This window comes from Neisseria mucosa (assembly GCF_013267835.1).
In the GTDB taxonomy this organism is placed as follows: Bacteria; Pseudomonadota; Gammaproteobacteria; order Burkholderiales; family Neisseriaceae; genus Neisseria.
Genome location: NZ_CP053939.1, coordinates 454054 through 470095, shown reverse-complemented (window position 1 = coordinate 470095; position 16042 = coordinate 454054). Strand labels below are relative to the sequence as shown.

Genomic DNA, 16042 nt, shown 5'->3' with positions numbered 1-16042 from the left:
GCCTGAACTTTCAGACGGCCTGTATGCAATGTCGGACGGTTTAACGCAAATCGCCAACCACATTCAAAATAGCAGACAACATGGCCTCGCCCAAGCGCAGCGAGCGTTGGCCGTTCCAACCGAAATCGTCGTCCGGCAGGTTGGCATTGTCTTTAAACGGCATTTCCAAAGTATAGGCAAGGCAGTTGAAATGATTGCCGACCCAGTTGGTCGCCAAAGTCATGTTTGCCTGACCCGGCGCATCTTTGTCATAGCCGTAATCGTCTTGGAAATCGGGGCTGGCATTGAGCAGCGCAAGTTTGAATTGGTCTTCCAAGGCTTCGATGCGCTCGTTGTAGTTCGGCACGCCTTCGGTGCCGGCCACAAAGACAAACGGCAGGCCTTCATCGCCGTGAATATCCAAGAACAAATCCACGCCGGTTTCCATCATTTTTTCACGGACGGTAAAGACTTCGGGGCTTCGCTCCAAAGTCGGGTTTTCCCATTCGCGGTTGAGGTTGGCGCCGGCGGCATTGGTGCGCAGGTTGCCCAAAACCGAACCGTCCGGATTCATGTTTGGCACGATGTAGAAAGTCGCACGGTCAAGCAGCATGCGCGCGGTCGGATCTTGCGGATCAAGCAGGCGGCCCAACAAACCTTCGACAAACCATTCCGCCATGGTTTCGCCCGGATGCTGACGGGCGATAATCCAGACTTTCATGTCGCTTTCGACTTGGTTGCCGATGGTCAACAGATTAATATCGCGGCCTTGAACGGTACTGCCCAAGTCGTCGATACGGCACAAACCGCTGCCCTGCGCATCGCCCAAAAGGTTCAAATGCTGCTCGTTGGAATAAGGCTCGAAATAGGCGTAGTAAACGCTGTTGGACAAAGGCGTATGGTTGATGGTCAACACGCCGTTTTCATAGCTGGTCGGCACGCGGAACCAATTTTGGCGGTCGTAAGAAGCGCAAGCCTGATAGTCCTCCCAGCCCAAAGGATACGCAGCGTCCGCCGCATTTTCAAAATGCATCACGCAGTTTTGATAGGCCGCACCCTGCAAACGGAAGTAAAACCATTGGGCAAACTCCGAAGCATTGTCGGGACGCAGGGCGAGGCGGATATCGGCAGGGTTGCTCAAGTCTTTGACAACGACCGAACCGGCATCGAATTGGGTGCTGATTTTCATCATGGGTATCCTTAGTAATCGGCAAAGAGGCCGAAGCAAACCGTCATTTTACCGTTTGCATGAGGCTGGTTTCAACCATTTAACTGATTTAACAGGATTTCAAGCGCTTGGAAATATTGTTTCAGACGGCCTTTGGGATTAAGATAAAGGCCGAAATCATGAAACAAGGTTGAAACAATGACTCAGCAACAATCTGTCTCCTCTGCGATCAAAGCGCGCGTCCTTGCCGAATCTTTACCTTATATCCGCCGTTTTTCCGGCTCCATCATCGTCATCAAATACGGCGGCAACGCCATGACCGAGTCGGCCTTAAAAGAGGGCTTCGCACGCGATGTCGTCCTGCTCAAACTGATCGGCCTGCATCTCGTCATCGTTCACGGCGGCGGCCCGCAAATCAATGAAATGCTGGAAAAAGTCGGCAAAAAAGGAGAATTTGTTCAAGGCATGCGCGTCACCGACAGCGAAACCATGGACATCGTAGAAATGGTTTTGGGCGGACACGTCAATAAAGAAATCGTTTCCATGATTACCTCCTTCGGCGGTCGCGCCGTCGGCATTACCGGCCGGGATAACCACTTCATCAAAGCGGAAAAACTCCTAATCGACACGCCCGAACAAAAAGGCGTGGACATCGGCCAAGTCGGCACAGTGGCCGACATCGATACCCGGTTGGTAGAAGGCTTGGTCGAACGCGGCTGCATTCCGGTCATCGCACCCATCGGCGTAGGGCAAAACGGCGAAGCGTTCAACATCAATGCCGACTTGGTTGCCGGCAAACTGGCGGAAAAACTTCAAGCCGAAAAACTGCTGATGATGACCAATATCCCCGGCGTACTGGATAAAGAAGGCAAATTATTGACCACCCTGACGCCAAGCCGCATTGACGAACTGATTGAAGACGGCACGCTGTACGGCGGCATGCTGCCTAAAATTGCCTCCGCCGTCGAAGCCGCCAAAAGCGGCGTTAAAGCCACGCACATTATAGATGGCCGCGTTCCCAACGCCCTGCTCTTGGAAGTACTGACCGATGACGGCGTAGGTTCGATGATTTTAGGCGAAGGCTAATCTGGTTTTCAGACGGCCTTATGCCTGATTTAATCAGCTTTTCACCCTAAAAAGGGTAAAAAATGTTACACTATACGGCCTATGTTTGTTTGAACGATATTGACGTGAAACAAACTTACAGTCGGTTTCATACCGACGCCGATGCCATGCCCGGCAAAGGCGGTATAATGTCTGCATTCATCAGACTTTGGCAATCATCCTCAAGGCCGTCTGAAGCGCAACAAAGCTACTTTTCTTTTACCATCCTATTTTGGAGATATTCATGAGCGCAATCGTTGATATTTTTGCACGCGAAATCTTAGACTCTCGCGGCAACCCTACTGTAGAGTGTGACGTATTGTTGGAATCCGGCGTCATGGGCCGTGCAGCCGTACCAAGCGGCGCATCAACCGGTCAAAAAGAAGCTTTGGAATTGCGTGACGGCGACAAATCCCGTTACTTGGGCAAAGGCGTATTGAAAGCCGTTGACCACGTTAACAACCAAATAGCGCAAGCCCTCATCGGCATCGATGCCAGCGAGCAATCTTATATCGACCAAATCATGATCGAATTGGACGGTACTGAAAACAAAGGCAACTTGGGCGCCAACGCCACTTTGGCCGTTTCCATGGCCGTAGCACGCGCGGCCGCTGAAGATGCAGGCCTGCCGCTGTACCGTTACTTGGGCGGCGCAGGCCCAATGGCTCTGCCGGTTCCAATGATGAACGTTATCAACGGCGGCGAACACGCCAACAACAGCCTGAACATCCAAGAATTCATGATCATGCCTGTCGGCGCAAAATCTTTCCGCGAAGCCCTGCGTTGCGGTGCCGAAATTTTCCACGCGCTGAAAAAACTGTGCGATAGCAAAGGCTTCCCAACTACCGTCGGCGACGAAGGTGGTTTTGCACCCAACCTGAACAGCCACAAAGAAGCCCTGCAATTGATGGTGGAAGCCACCGAAGCCGCCGGCTACAAAGCAGGCGAGGACGTATTGTTCGCCCTGGACTGCGCATCCAGCGAGTTCTACAAAGACGGCCAATACCACCTGGAAGCAGAAGGCCGCTCCTACACCAGCGCAGAATTTGCCGAATACTTGGAAGGTCTGGTTAACGAATTCCCAATCATTTCCATCGAAGACGGTATGGACGAAAACGACTGGGAAGGCTGGAAACTGCTGACCGAAAAATTGGGCAAAAAAGTTCAATTGGTCGGCGACGACTTGTTCGTAACCAATCCAAAAATCTTGGCCGAAGGCATCGAAAAAGGCGTGGCAAACGCATTGCTGGTCAAAGTCAACCAAATCGGTACATTGAGCGAAACCCTGCAAGCCGTCGACTTGGCCAAACGCAACCGCTACGCCAGCGTAATGAGCCACCGTTCCGGCGAAACCGAAGACAGCACCATTGCCGACTTAGCAGTTGCCACCAACTGTATGCAAATCAAAACCGGCTCCCTGTCCCGTTCTGACCGCATGGCGAAATACAACCAATTGCTGCGCATTGAAGAAGAACTGGCCGAAGCCGCCTACTACCCCGGTAAAGCCGCATTCTACCAACTGGGCAAATAAGCAAAATATAGGATATTGATTGTATGAAGTGGGTGACTTTTGTTTTAACCTTCGCACTTTTGTGCTGTCAGTACAGCCTTTGGTTTGGCAAAGGCAGCGTCGGGCATACGGAAGAATTGCAGGAGCAGCTCGTCCGTCAGGAGGAAAAAAACCAAACGCTCACTTTACGCAACAATTTCCTCAATGCGGAAGTTGAAGACTTGGCACACGGACAAGAGGCTATCGCCGAAATTGCCCGCGTCGAATTGGGCTATGTCCAAGACGGCGAAGTGTATTACCGAATCATCGACCGCCGCTAAACCTATCAAACAAAGGCCGTCTGAAAACATATTTTTCAGACGGCCTTTGTTTATCGCAATCGTTATATAATCACATATCCCAAAATCAAATCACACCCATCATGTATGACGTAAACACTCACGATGTCCGCCGATTTTTTGCCCACGTCTGGCAACACAGGCTCGCACCGCTCCAATTGGACGGCCTACAGCAAAAAGCCTTACGCATTATCGAAGCCCATCCCGAATACGGACACTATCTCGAAGACATCGAACAATATTTAGATAAAGAATGGCTGCCCGAAGACGGCGAAAGCAACCCATTCCTGCACATGTCGCTACACCTTTCTCTGCAAGAGCAAAGCGCCATTGATCAGCCCCCGGGCATCCGTGCCATCCACCAACAACTTTGCGCCCGTTACAACGGCGACTGGGTTAAAGCCGAACACGATATGATGGAAGCCTTGGCAGAAACCATCTGGGAAGCGCAACGCTACGGACGAGGCCTAGATGTCAACGCCTACATGACCCGCTTGAGGAAATTGATCGGCTTAGGCCAAGAAGAAAACGCCCGCCTCAATCCCCATGAAGTCGGCCTGATGGATACAAAGTAACTTCTTTTCAGACAGCCTCAGTCCATACAAATCCTTACGCTTGCCAAAGCCAACATTTCCATCTTTCATGCTAAATTACTTTTTTGAAATCCCCTTATAAGGAAACCAAAATGCTCCGTCCAGCCCTTATTGCCCTACTGCTAGCCGCTTCCCTGCCCGTAGCAGCAGAAAGCCTCAACTACAACATCGTTGAATTTTCCGAATCCGCCAACATGGAAGTACCGCGGGACACCATGACCGCATATTTCAGCGTCAATGCAGAAGGCAAAGACCGTCAAGCCGTCAACCAAGCTTTCATGAAGAAATTCAACCAGTTCAACAAAATCTCCCAAAACAGCAAATTTAAAGCCGAGCTGATGGAACGCAACGCCTCCCCGCGCTATCAATACACCAACGGCAAACGCACCCAAACCGGCTGGGAAGAACACGCCTACTTCAAAGTAGAAAGCAAAGATTTTGAAGCACTCAACCGCCTGATTGCCGACAGCATCAATATCGCCGTTTTGGAAAACTCCTCATTTTCCGTATCCAAAGAAAAACGCGAAGAAACCGTCGACCAATTGAGCAAAGCCGTCATCCTGCGCTTCAAAGACCGCGCCCAAAACCTCGCCCAAACACTCGGCTTCTCCAGCTACAAAATCGTCAAACTCAACCTGGGCCACATCGGCAACCGCCAAGTCGGCGGCGACTTTGCACACGCCAAAATGCTGCGTGCAATCCCTGCTGCAGAAGTAGCGACAGGAATAGAAGATGGTGTACCAGCCTCTCCGGGTTCGGAAGAAATCAGCCTGACCGTCAGCGGCTCGGTGCAAATGTAGGATTTTCTTTTAAATCATTTTAAAGGCCGTCTGAAAGTATATTTTTCAGACGGCCTTTTATTATTTAGTCATTAAAATGGTTGTTTCTATATAAGGAAAGAATGAAAAAATAAAACTCTAATTATTTCAACTTGTTGCAATCAAATATTGATGACTTTCTTAAAAATACGTAAAAATAACCCCGATAACAGAGTAATTATATCATTATATTTTACAATATTAACGTAAAATTTTTACACATTGCTTTCAAGAGCCAACCATTTATGTTCTCTGTTTTACTTTTTGAAAATAAAACAGAGGACTTCTATATTTTGGTGTAAATAATTCTCTTGAATAAATTTCTGTTCTATAGCTATGCTCTATTTTTGAGTTTCAAATGTAGTATGGAGCTATCAAAATTGACAACTCCATAAATAATATTCTTATTCTTTGTTTAATCTAACAAGAAAATGCTTAAATTGTTCTTCGTTGTTATCCAACTTTCCGAAAAATAACTCATCAATTTGCTCAATTAACGGAACAGCTGTTTGTAATATTTCTTCTCCTTTTGAGACCTTTGCAAAATTCCCCAAAATCCCCTAAATGTCTTGGTGGGAATTTAGGGGATTTTGGGGAATTTTGCAAAGGTCTCATTTTAAGATAAACAGGTCGGTGTTTGTCGGGCATCAATGCCCGACCTGCAACTGTTTTCAGACGACATCAACACCTATTCAAACGCCAAATCCCCCACCAGTTCCGCCAGCGTGTTCAGCCGCTGTTCCGATTTTTCTACAAACGGGTTTGCCGTATCCCACGCATAGCCCGCGAGAATGGCGGAAATCATGCGGCTGATTTCGGGCGCGCGGTTGGGTGCGTACACCACGTTTTGGAAACGGTTGTCGTACCAGCCGTCCACATAGGTGCGAAAAGCGTTTACGCCCACCATCAGCGGCTCGGCGAACTCGCGCTGCCAGTCTGCCGCTTCGCCTTTGAGCTGGCGGGCAAGCAGGTCAGCGGCGAGTTTGGCGGAATGCAGCGCGATGGTTACGCCCGATGAGAACACGGGGTCAATAAACTCGGCGGCGTTGCCTAACAGCGCGAAATGTTTGCCGTGCAGGGTTTTAACATTGGCGGAATAGCCTTGGATGCTGCGGTAGGGGAAGCCGTTTTCCCATTCGGAATGTTTAAAAAATTCAACCAGATTGGGGCATTCTGCCACTATTTGTTTCAACACGGCTTCGGAATCGCCCGCCAGTTTGTCGGGTGTGCCGACCACGCCGAGCGAGCAGGTGTTGTCGTCGAAAGGGATTGTCCAAAACCATACGTCGCGGTGCTGCGGGTGGGTGGTAATCAGGATTTTGTTGTGGTCAAAATCGGCTTCGGCGGCGATGTTGTCGGTGATGCGCGTGAAATGCGCCATGCGAACGCTGCGCCGTTTTTAAACTGAAAGCCTTTCTCGGCGCGCACGGCATCGGCAAAACCGGCTTCTTCCAGCATTTCCATGCAGTGCGGCAGCAGGCTCTCGCCAATCACAAAGCGCGGAAAATGCTGTTTTTCCAGCGCGCATACTTTGAAGCCCTGTTTGTTAAGCAGAGCGGAGGCAACCGAGCCTGACGGGCCTGCGCCGATGACGGCAACGTCAAATTGGGTGTGGGACTTTCGCAGATAAATGGTTTGGCATAAAAGCGTAATTATAGAATTTTACAAGGCAGCCTGAAAATGGGGGAATGGAGTTTGAGGCTGCTTTTTGTTGAGTGGGTTGGGCAATTGATGCACGGATAATGCCCGATTTGCTTTACTTCAATAAAAAAAGCAGTCTGAAAGGCCGTCTGAAAACTTTTCAGACGGCCTTTTACCTTACTTCGTAGCAATGTTCACTTCCGCCGACATCCCCGGCGCGAGGCGTTCCAAATCCTGTTGCCCTGCGTCAAATACGATTTTTACGGCGATGCGTTGGGCGATTTTGACGAAGTTGCCCGTGCCGCTGTCGGCTTTAATCAGGCTGAATTCGGAAGCGGTGGCGAGCGAGATTTCGGCGACTTTGCCGCTGAACGCCTTGCCGCCGAGTGCGTCGATACTCACGCTGGCACTCTGCCCGATTTTCACGTTGGCCATATCGGTTTCTTTGATGTTGGCGATGATCCAGCGTTCGGGCGGCACGACGGACATCAGCTGCGTGCCCGCGCTCACAAGCTGCCCTTGTTTTACGCTGACTTCGCCGAGTTTGCCGCTGGCGGGCGCGTAAATCACAGTATGCCCCAAATCCTGTTTTGCCAAGTCCAGCAGGGCTTGCGCGTTGGCGATGCCCGCCTGTGCGCCCTCGCGCCCTACGCCCGTGTTGATGATGTTCTGCTGCGCCACGGCGTATTGCTCCTGCGCCTGTTTCAGGCCCGCTTCGGCTTGTTTAACGGCGGTTTGCGCGGCATCGCGGCTGCTTTGCGACACGGCATCGGCACTCACCGCCTGTATGCGCTGCCATTCGCGGCGGGCGCGGTCAAGCTGGGCGCGGGCGTTGTCAATCGCGGCTTGGTTGGCTTTGGAGACGGCGAGGGCGGAGGCTTTGTCCTGCGCGGTTTTGTTCAACGCCGCCTGCTGCCCCGCCAGCCCAGCTTCGGCTTGGGCGACTTTGGCGCGGTAGGGCGCGGGGTCGATTTCCACCAGCGGCTGCCCTGCTTTTACGTTGTCAAAATCGCGCACCAGCACTTTCTGCACATAGCCGCCCACGCGCGGGCTGACGGCGGTTACACTGCCGCGCACATAGGCGTTGTTGGTGTAAACCTCGCCCATGCCGAAGGGCGGCAGGCGGAAGGCATACAGGGCAAGCACCACGCCGATTGCGCTGGCGGCGAGTATGCCGATGCTGCCGAAACGGTGTTTTTCAGGCTGCCATTGGGCGGGCTCTTGCGGCTCGGACGGGGTTTCAGACGACGTTTCAGGCTGCATCTCGGGCGGCGGCACGGCGGTTTTTTGGGATTCGGTGTCGGGTTGTTCGGGGGTGTCGGGTTGGGACATTTTTTGCTTTCCGTTGATTTGGGGGTTGATTCGGTTAATGGGTTGGTGCGGTGGTTTTCAGGCTGCCTTTAATGCCGTCTGAAACACTATTTCCCCAACGCCGCAAACACTTTCGCCTTCTCCGCCGCCAGAATATCAATCTTGTAATAACGGCGGTACAGCCACAGGGCGACGGCGACGAGGGTCGATACCGCCGCCATCGCCGCCAGCAGCGCGAACAGGTCGCTGTATGCCGCCACCGACGCTTCTTTGCCCGCCTGCGCGGTGATTTGCGAGACGGCGCGGCCTTGCAGCAGCACCGGGTCAGAGAGGGTGGCAGAGAGGGCGGCGGCGTTGCGCTGGATGTCGGCGGCGAGCGCGGGGTTGGAGAGGGTCAGGTTTTGCGCGATGGCGGCGAGGTGGTCGCGGGTGCGGTAAGTTAAAAACGCGCTGAATGCTGCCACACCCGCCAGCCCGCCGAGGGTTTGCGACAGGCCGAACACGGCGGAGAAGCTCATTATGTGGTCGGGGCTTTTCGCCAGCGCGCGCAGTGCGCCTTCAAGCATCATCGGCCCCATAAACAGCAGCGAGGCAAAGGCAACGATAAACTGGCTGAAATAAAGTTGCGCGGGGCGGGTCTGCATGCCCACGCCGATTTCCAGCCACGCACCGAGGGCGAAACAGGCGAGCGCAACCATCACGGGGCGGCGGATGTCGTTGATATCCAGCAAAATCAGGCTGCCGACCACACCCGCCAGCATTCCGCCCGCAACAATCAGGTAAAACGTGCTCATCTGCGCGCTGCCCACGCCCACCGCGCCCATCAGCCCCGCCGCGCCGACGGTCTGCTGCGAGGTCAAGAGCCGCGCCATCGCGCCCATCACGGCGAAGATGAGGATTTGCGGCACGGTCATCCAGTGCCAGTCCAGCATCGGCTTGTGCCGCGTCGATTCGATGTACAACGCCAGCCCCGTCAGCCCCACTCCGCCCGCGAGCAGCCAGCCGAGCCACTGCGTCGTCCACCACACCGTGCGCCCCTGCACGAGAAAGGCGCACAACAGCGCGATGCCGGAGGCGAACAGGGTAAAGCTGAGCGCGTCGGTCAGCGTGAACGATTTGCGCACGGTGATGCCGGGCGGCAGCGGCAGGGCGAACAGGCAGGCGGTGCAGGCGAGCGCGAGGGTAGCCTGAAAGGCGAACACGCCGTTGAGGTCGCCGTCGCCATACAGCAGCGGCACGAGGCTCTGCGCCAGCGGCGTGCCGACCTGCATCAGACCCAGCCCGAACACCAGCCCGGCCAGCTTTTTCGTGCCGGTAAAGCCCTGCATCATGTAGTAAATCGACAGCACCAGCAGGCCGCTGGCGGCGATGGCGGCGGCAACACACGCGATGAGTTGCACTTCGTAATGGTGATAAACCAGTTGCAGTAGGCTGGCGGCAAGCTGGGCGAACAGGGTGATGCGGACGAAGCGTTGCAGGCCATACGCCTTGCGGACTTTGAAAAAGAGGACGCTCATGCAGGCGTAAGCCATGAAATACACCGCCTGAATCCAGCCGCCCTGCTGCAAATCGAGCGACAAATCGCCGCGCAGCTGCGGCAGCGAGGCGGTGAGCAGCCCGTTTTGGAAGCCCGACGACAGCGCGAGTAATAAACCGATGGCAAGATACGCGAGCCGCCGCTTTTTCGGATGCTCGGGCGAGGCGGGCGAACCCGGCATAAAGGGCATTTCATGCGGCTTGAAGGTGTAGCCGCCGGATTGCAGGGGCATGGGGTTTCCTTTGGTGGGGTGGACGGGACAAAGTTTTAGATTTTTAGGCTACCTCAGCTGTAGAAAATAACCGCATTGTTTACACCACAGGTTGAGAAAAGTAAGCCTGCAAAACCTCAAACGGCGTATCGCCGCCCAGACCCGTGCGGCTTCACAGTGTTATAAAAGTTCACAAATCGGCACAGCTCCTTTTGCCGGTGTTCCGGACTGTCAAAACTATGCTTTTCGTGCCACATTTCCATAATCGTCCGAATAACCCTCTCGGCTTTGCCGTTGGTCTGCGGTCGGGCAGGACGGGTAAACTTTTGATTGATGCCGTTTTCATAACAGGCAGTGCCGAAAGCATGACTTGCCTCGCCTTTATATTCGCTGCCATTGTCCGAATACACGCACTCGATCAAATAGGAGCAGGGTTCGATGACTTGTTCCGTTAGAAACTTGGCCGCACTGTCTGCGGTTTTGTCCGGCAGGATGGCGGCGTACAGTTCTCTTGAGAAATCATCAATGGTGACAAACAGGTAATCTCGTTTGTCGGTGGCTTTCTGCCCTTTGGGCAGCGGCAGTCGCTTGGTATCGACGTGCACCATTTCGCCGGGATAGGACTTGTTGTAGCGTTTGGCCTGCTTTTTGAGTTTTTCCTGAATACTGCGTTCTACCTTGGCCAGACGTTTCATTCCGTACTTTGTCTGTTTAAAACGGTTGTTGGTGCTGGTTTGGGGTTTGAGCAGCCTACCCCTTGCGGCTTTAAGTGCGCGGTAGATGGTGACGCGGCTGACTTGGTAACGACGGGCCAGGGAGGTGACGCTCTCCTTCTCCTGTGTGTATGCTGTCCAAATGGCTTGGCGGTGGTGCGGGGTGAGTCGGGTGTTTTTGTGCATGTTCATGTCAGTATTCTCCTGAAATACTGTAAACAACGCTAGGGATTTCTACACCTTATTTGTCCGCCGCAAAACCTCCGCCAAAGGCGGTATTTAACGCCAGCCACGCGGTAAACAGCTTCGCCTGTGCCTGCGCCAGTTGCGCTTCGTTTTGCAGGGTTTCGTCTTGCGCCGCCAGAAAATCCAGTTTGTTGTCCAGCCCCGCGTGGAAGCGGCTTTGCGCGGCAGCGGCGTTTTTGCGGGCGAGCGCGGTCATCTCGGTCTGGTCGCGCACCGCCGCCAGGGCGGTTTCGTACTGCGTCAGCGCATCTGCCGCCTCGCGCAGGGCGGTGTAAACGTTTTTGTTGTAACGCGCCGCCTGCTCGTCAAACTCGGCTTCCTTGCGCGACAGGTTCGCCCGCAATGCGCCAGAGGTGAAAATCGGCAGGCTCACGCTGGGCAGCAGCCCCGCCATCCATGACGAGGAATGCGGCAGGTTGCCGATTTCCACGTTAGACAAGCCTGCCAACGCTTTAATCGTAATGTTCGGATAAAACTCGGTTTTCGCGCTGGCAACTAAATGGCGGCGGGCGGTCAGTGCCTCGCGCTGCGCCGCCAAATCGGGGCGTTTGCCGAGCAAGTCGGCGGTGAGCTGCGACACGGGCGGCGCGGGGGTGTTGGCGGCGGGGTTGGGCGCGAAGTTGTCCAACGCCTGCGCCGGTTGCCCGGTCAAGGCGGCAAGCGCGTGGCGGATTTGCGCAATGTTGCCGTCCAAATCCGACAAGGCAGCCTGAAAACGGCTGTTGCCTTGCTGTACCGCATAGAGCCTGCTCGGCGCGACCTGTCCGGCGCGGATGAGTTCGCGCACCACCTGCTCGCGCTCGCGGTTCAACTGCGCCCGCTGCGCCACGCGCTGCCGCGTTTCCAGCAGCAACTGCCATTGGCGGTAATACGTCGCCACGCCCTGCGCCAGCAGTAGCCGCGTCTGCGCGATTTCGTATTCCACGGCGCGTTGCTGCCCCAGCGCAGCTTCCAGCTGGTGCTTGTATTTGCCGAACACATCGGGCGACCATTGCCCTTGCAGTTGCAGCGATTCATAAGTGATATTGGTGCCGTAACAGGCACACTTAGCCTGTTGGCGGCTTTCAAAAGGTTCAAACACATCGCCTTCAGATGGCTTTGCGCACTCACTTTACACAGACCAAAATAGGCTGCCCGGGCGTAGCGGAATTTACGGTGCAGCGTACCGAAGCTTTGTTCGACCACATAACGTGTTTTCGATAGATGTCGGTTGCGTTTGGTTTGCGCTTCCGACAGCGGATGTTTGCGGTGGGCTTTGCGCATAATGCCGTCCTTCATCCGATGCTCTTCCAGATGTTGCCGGTTTTCCTTACTGTTATAGCCTTTGTCGGCATAGACGGTCGTACCTTCGGTAATGCCTTCCAACAAAGGCGACAGGTGTTTGCACTCATGGGCATTGGCGGGGGTAATGTGCAGTTTCTCGATATAGCCTTCCGCATCGGTACGGGTATGTTGTTTGTAACCGAGTTTGTAGAGGCCGTTTTTCTTGATCCATCGGGCATTGCTGTCTTTACTCGGTGTGATTTGGCCGCTGACTTGTCCTTCCTCATCAACTTCTATGGCCTGGCGTTGTTTGCTGCCGGCGGTTTGAATAATGGTGGCGTCAATGACGGCGGCGGATGCTTTCTCTAATTTTAGGTTTTTTTCGGCCAGTTGTCGGTTAATCAATTCCAGCAGTTCGGACAGGGTGTCGTCTTGCGCCAGCCAGTTGCGGTAGCGGCATAAGGTGCTGTAATCGGAGATGTTCAGTTCGTCAAAACGGCAAAACAGGTTGAAATCGATGCGGGTGATGAGGCTGTGTTCGAGTTCGGGATCGGAAAGGCTGTGCCATTGTCCGAGCAGGACGGCTTTGAACATGGACAACAGGGGATAGGCGGGACGGCCGCGGTGGTCTCGGAGGTAACGGGTTCTTTGACGGTTCAGGTATTGTTCGATCGGTTGCCAATCAATCACCTGATCCAACTTCAATAGTGGGAAGCGGTCGATGTGTTTGGAGATTATGGCTTGGGCTGTTTGTTGGAAGAAGGTGCTCATGAAAAATCCCCTAAATGTCTTGATGGGAATTTAGGGGATTTTGGGAAATTTTGCAAAGGTCTCAGGCCGTCTGAAGTCTATTTTTCAGACGGCCTTTTATTATTTAGTCATTAGAACGGAATATCGTCGTCGATATCCTCAACCGGAGCGGTCGGTTGTGCCGGAGCAGGACGACGGGCCGGGGCGGCCGGGGGTTCTTGCGCCGGGGCAGATTGGTATTGCTGTTGAGGCGCTTGTTGGTAACTGCTTTGGCTTGAATGACTGCCTTGGTTGTAGCCGTCATCGTATGGTGCGCCGCCGCTGTTGTCGTTGCGGCTGCCGAGCATTTTCATCTCATTGGCGATGATGTCGTAAGCGGTGCGCTCGATACCGTCTTTGCCTTGGTATTTACGGCTTTGGATACGGCCTTCCAAATACACTTGGCTGCCTTTACGCAGGTATTGGCCGGCGATTTCGGCGAGTTTGCGGTACATGGTGATGTTGTGCCATTCGGTACGTTCTACGCGTTGGCCGTTGCGGTCGTTCCAAGTTTCGCTGGTGGCAACGCTGAAGTTACAGACGGCCTCGCCGTTGGGCATATAGCGGACTTCCGGGTCGCGGCCGAGACGGCCGATGAGGATAACTTTATTCAATGACATTTTACACTCCTGTGATGATTTTTTCGGCGGCCTCTTGGTCGAATCCTTTTTGCAAGGCCTTGATATAAATGGTTTGTTTGTCTGCGCTGAAGCTGATGCTTTCGACGCCTTCAATTTCGGTCAGTTTTTGGTGGAGCAAATCCGGATTTTGTTGCCATTCGGCGTTAAGCGGATAGCTGAGGTTTTTGACGGATTTCGGTGCCGGTAAGATGAGTGCCAATACCAGCCACAACAGCATCAATACGCTACAAAAGGTAAAAACACCTGAAAACCCATATTTTTGGAACAATAAGCCGCCGGTCGCGCCGCCGACAAACAAGCCGACTGACTGTAATGTGTTATACACGCCCATCGCCGTGCCTTTCAAATCAGACGGGGCGATTTTCGATACCATAGACGGCAGGCTGGCTTCCAATACATTGAAACCAATAAAATAAACAATCAAATAGGCGGTAATCAACCATATCGAGTGCATGCCAAACAGCAAGCCGATTTGTGCCGCGGCAATGCAGACAATACCGAGGATAAACACTTGCTTGAGCTTGTTACGCGTTTCGCCGACGATAATCAGCGGCACCATAATAATCAGGCCGGTAATGGTTGACGGCAGATAGACTTGCCAGTGATGGATTTTTTCCAAACCCAGCTGCGTCATGGCAAACGGCAATGCGGTAAATAATGCCATTTGCGCCGCATGCAAGGCAAAAATACCGAAGTCGAGATTGAGCAGCTGGCGGTTTTTCAATACTTCGCCCATACGCGAAGGCTGCGCCTGCGTGTCTTCATGCAGTTTTGACTCTTCCGGCTCTGGCGTCATCCACGCAACCACGCCGATACTGATTACCGTCAGGATACCGGTCAGCGCAAACAGGCCGGATACGCCGATAAAGCTGGCAATCATCGGCGCGAGCACCAGGCTGACGGAGAAGGTCAAGCCTATGCTCAGGCCGATCATCGCCATCGCACGCGTCCGCACTTCGCTACGGGTCAAATCCGCCAGCAAAGCCGTTACCGCCGCGCTGACGGCACCCGCGCCTTGAATGGCACGCGCAACAACCAACATTTGCAGGCTGTCGGCAACTGCGGCCAAGAAACTACCGGCGGCAAACACAATCAAGCCGATATAAATCACTTTTTTACGGCCGAACTTGTCGGAAGCGATGCCCAATGGCAGCTGCAACAAGGCCTGTGTTAGCCCGTAAATGCCCATTGCCATACCGACCAATGCTTTATTATCTTCCGCACCGGGCAACGAAGCGGCATACATCGCCAAAACAGGCAGCACCAAAAACATCCCCAGCATACGCAGTGCGTAAACGCCGGAGAGTGTGGTACTGGCACGCCATTCGTGCGGAAACATTTGAATGCGGTTATCTCTTGCCATAAATAATGTTTCAGACGGCCTTAAATTTGCGAAAGGCCGTCTGAAAGTGTGAATTAACAGATTTTCTTATTATACAGGATTCAAAGGAATTGCATGGGGCAAATCGCAAGCCGCTCAACCCCACTGCCATCTATTCCGCCACGCGCCCAATACGGCATTCGGATATTTGTTGCTGCCCAAGCTGCCGTTAAACCTTGCCAAGGCACGGACAATATTGCCTTTTTCGATATTGTTGTAATGGCGCAGAATGGTGCAGCCGTAGCGCAGATTGGTGCGGATGTCGAAAAGGTTGTGTGACGGATTGCCGATATAGTTTTTCCAAAACGGCATCACCTGCATCAAACCGCGCGCGCCCACGCCGCTGATGGCATATTGGCGAAACGCGCTTTCCACTTCAATCAAGCCCAAAATCACTTGAGTATTGAGTCCGGCGCGGCTGCTTTCGTATTGGATATTGATCAGCAGGCGGCGGCGCTCGCCTTCATCGGGAATAAAGCGTGCCAATCGGGAAGACATCGCCGCCAACCAACGCTCCCCTTCCCTTGCATCGGTAAACACCAGCCGCGCAGGACTGGCGCTATTGATCGAACTGCGCATCACGGACGCCACATCATCGGCCAGCGTTTCTTCACGTTGCGCCCCCGCCCAAGCAGCCGCAGGCGTCAAAAGCATGGCTCCGCCGACTTGCAACAGGCGGCGGCGTGATAAAAATAAGGAATCTTGGTTTTCCGATTTCATGTGTTTCTCTTTTTAGGCCGTCTGAAAAGTTCAGACGGCCTTTGATATATTTGCTTAAAATTGGCATTATAAAATACAT

The 16042-nt window shown here is 53.5% G+C and carries 12 protein-coding genes and 3 pseudogenes; 5 read left to right on the top strand and 10 right to left on the bottom strand.

Annotated features, from left to right (window positions below):
• Nucleotides 1-40 precede the first annotated feature (40 nt).
• A complete protein-coding gene (locus FOC66_RS02195; RefSeq protein WP_003746205.1) occupies nucleotides 41-1171 on the bottom strand; it encodes a M14 family metallopeptidase in 1131 nt (376 codons plus the stop codon).
• Nucleotides 1172-1345: 174 nt separating this feature from the next.
• Here FOC66_RS02195 and argB point away from each other — a divergent pair, with 174 nt between their 5' ends.
• The 5 genes from argB (at nucleotide 1346) to FOC66_RS02170 (ending at nucleotide 5492) form a co-directional block, all read left to right on the top strand.
• A complete protein-coding gene (argB, locus tag FOC66_RS02190) occupies nucleotides 1346-2233 on the top strand; it encodes an acetylglutamate kinase (protein WP_003746203.1) in 888 nt (295 codons plus the stop codon).
• Nucleotides 2234-2495: 262 nt separating this feature from the next.
• Nucleotides 2496-3782 (top strand): phosphopyruvate hydratase, encoded by a 1287-nt coding sequence (gene eno / locus FOC66_RS02185; RefSeq protein WP_003746198.1) that lies wholly within the window; start codon nucleotides 2496-2498, stop codon nucleotides 3780-3782.
• Nucleotides 3783-3805: 23 nt separating this feature from the next.
• Nucleotides 3806-4081: a cell division protein FtsB gene (gene ftsB, locus FOC66_RS02180; RefSeq protein WP_003679613.1), complete on the top strand. Its 276-nt coding sequence runs from the start codon at nucleotides 3806-3808 to the stop codon at nucleotides 4079-4081.
• A 101-nt stretch (nucleotides 4082-4182) separates the two neighbouring features.
• The gene (locus FOC66_RS02175; protein WP_003746196.1) at nucleotides 4183-4674 is read left to right on the top strand and encodes a DUF1841 family protein; all 492 of its coding nucleotides are present in this window, start codon (nucleotides 4183-4185) and stop codon (nucleotides 4672-4674) included.
• Nucleotides 4675-4784: 110 nt separating this feature from the next.
• Nucleotides 4785-5492, top strand: a complete 708-nt coding sequence (locus FOC66_RS02170) for an SIMPL domain-containing protein (RefSeq protein ID WP_003746194.1) — start codon at nucleotides 4785-4787, stop codon at nucleotides 5490-5492.
• A gap of 706 nt (nucleotides 5493-6198) precedes the next feature.
• Here FOC66_RS02170 and FOC66_RS02165 read toward each other — a convergent pair.
• The 9 genes and pseudogenes from FOC66_RS02165 to FOC66_RS02125 all read right to left on the bottom strand — a co-directional run bounded on the left by FOC66_RS02165 (nucleotide 6199) and on the right by FOC66_RS02125 (nucleotide 15963).
• Nucleotides 6199-7136 (bottom strand): annotated as a pseudogene (locus FOC66_RS02165) (NAD(P)/FAD-dependent oxidoreductase).
• Between the two features lie 192 nt (nucleotides 7137-7328).
• Complete coding sequence (locus tag FOC66_RS02160) at nucleotides 7329-8483, bottom strand: HlyD family secretion protein (protein ID WP_003746191.1); 1155 nt, start codon at nucleotides 8481-8483, stop codon at nucleotides 7329-7331.
• 86 nt (nucleotides 8484-8569) lie between these two features.
• The gene (locus FOC66_RS02155) at nucleotides 8570-10231 is read right to left on the bottom strand and encodes an MFS transporter (RefSeq protein WP_070615135.1); all 1662 of its coding nucleotides are present in this window, start codon (nucleotides 10229-10231) and stop codon (nucleotides 8570-8572) included.
• Between the two features lie 53 nt (nucleotides 10232-10284).
• A pseudogene (locus FOC66_RS02150) lies at nucleotides 10285-11115 on the bottom strand (integrase core domain-containing protein).
• A gap of 49 nt (nucleotides 11116-11164) precedes the next feature.
• On the bottom strand, nucleotides 11165-12148 hold the full coding sequence (locus tag FOC66_RS02145; RefSeq protein ID WP_254351939.1) for a TolC family protein: 984 nt from the start codon (nucleotides 12146-12148) through the stop codon (nucleotides 11165-11167).
• A 50-nt stretch (nucleotides 12149-12198) separates the two neighbouring features.
• Nucleotides 12199-13203 (bottom strand): annotated as a pseudogene (locus FOC66_RS02140) (IS5 family transposase); the annotation flags it as partial.
• 110 nt (nucleotides 13204-13313) lie between these two features.
• Nucleotides 13314-13841 carry a single-stranded DNA-binding protein gene (locus FOC66_RS02135; protein ID WP_003746178.1) on the bottom strand — a complete coding sequence of 176 codons (528 nt, stop codon included), beginning with the start codon at nucleotides 13839-13841 and terminating at the stop codon, nucleotides 13314-13316.
• Nucleotide 13842: 1 nt separating this feature from the next.
• On the bottom strand, nucleotides 13843-15225 hold the full coding sequence (locus FOC66_RS02130; protein WP_003746177.1) for an MFS transporter: 1383 nt from the start codon (nucleotides 15223-15225) through the stop codon (nucleotides 13843-13845).
• 114 nt (nucleotides 15226-15339) lie between these two features.
• A complete protein-coding gene (locus tag FOC66_RS02125) occupies nucleotides 15340-15963 on the bottom strand; it encodes a lytic transglycosylase domain-containing protein (RefSeq protein WP_003746174.1) in 624 nt (207 codons plus the stop codon).
• Nucleotides 15964-16042 lie beyond the last annotated feature (79 nt).

What these genes read in the sequence shown, in the direction of transcription:
- FOC66_RS02135 (WP_003746178.1), bottom strand. Translation starts at nt 13,841, where the DNA reads ATGTCATTGAATAAAGTTATCCTCATCGGCCGTCTCGGCCGCGACCCG.
- FOC66_RS02170 (WP_003746194.1), top strand. Translation starts at nt 4,785, where the DNA reads ATGCTCCGTCCAGCCCTTATTGCCCTACTGCTAGCCGCTTCCCTGCCC.
- ftsB (WP_003679613.1), top strand. Translation starts at nt 3,806, where the DNA reads ATGAAGTGGGTGACTTTTGTTTTAACCTTCGCACTTTTGTGCTGTCAG.
- FOC66_RS02195 (WP_003746205.1), bottom strand. Translation starts at nt 1,171, where the DNA reads ATGATGAAAATCAGCACCCAATTCGATGCCGGTTCGGTCGTTGTCAAA.
- FOC66_RS02130 (WP_003746177.1), bottom strand. Translation starts at nt 15,225, where the DNA reads ATGGCAAGAGATAACCGCATTCAAATGTTTCCGCACGAATGGCGTGCC.
- FOC66_RS02125 (WP_003746174.1), bottom strand. Translation starts at nt 15,963, where the DNA reads ATGAAATCGGAAAACCAAGATTCCTTATTTTTATCACGCCGCCGCCTG.
- argB (WP_003746203.1), top strand. Translation starts at nt 1,346, where the DNA reads ATGACTCAGCAACAATCTGTCTCCTCTGCGATCAAAGCGCGCGTCCTT.
- FOC66_RS02155 (WP_070615135.1), bottom strand. Translation starts at nt 10,231, where the DNA reads ATGCCCCTGCAATCCGGCGGCTACACCTTCAAGCCGCATGAAATGCCC.
- eno (WP_003746198.1), top strand. Translation starts at nt 2,496, where the DNA reads ATGAGCGCAATCGTTGATATTTTTGCACGCGAAATCTTAGACTCTCGC.
- FOC66_RS02160 (WP_003746191.1), bottom strand. Translation starts at nt 8,483, where the DNA reads ATGTCCCAACCCGACACCCCCGAACAACCCGACACCGAATCCCAAAAA.
- FOC66_RS02175 (WP_003746196.1), top strand. Translation starts at nt 4,183, where the DNA reads ATGTATGACGTAAACACTCACGATGTCCGCCGATTTTTTGCCCACGTC.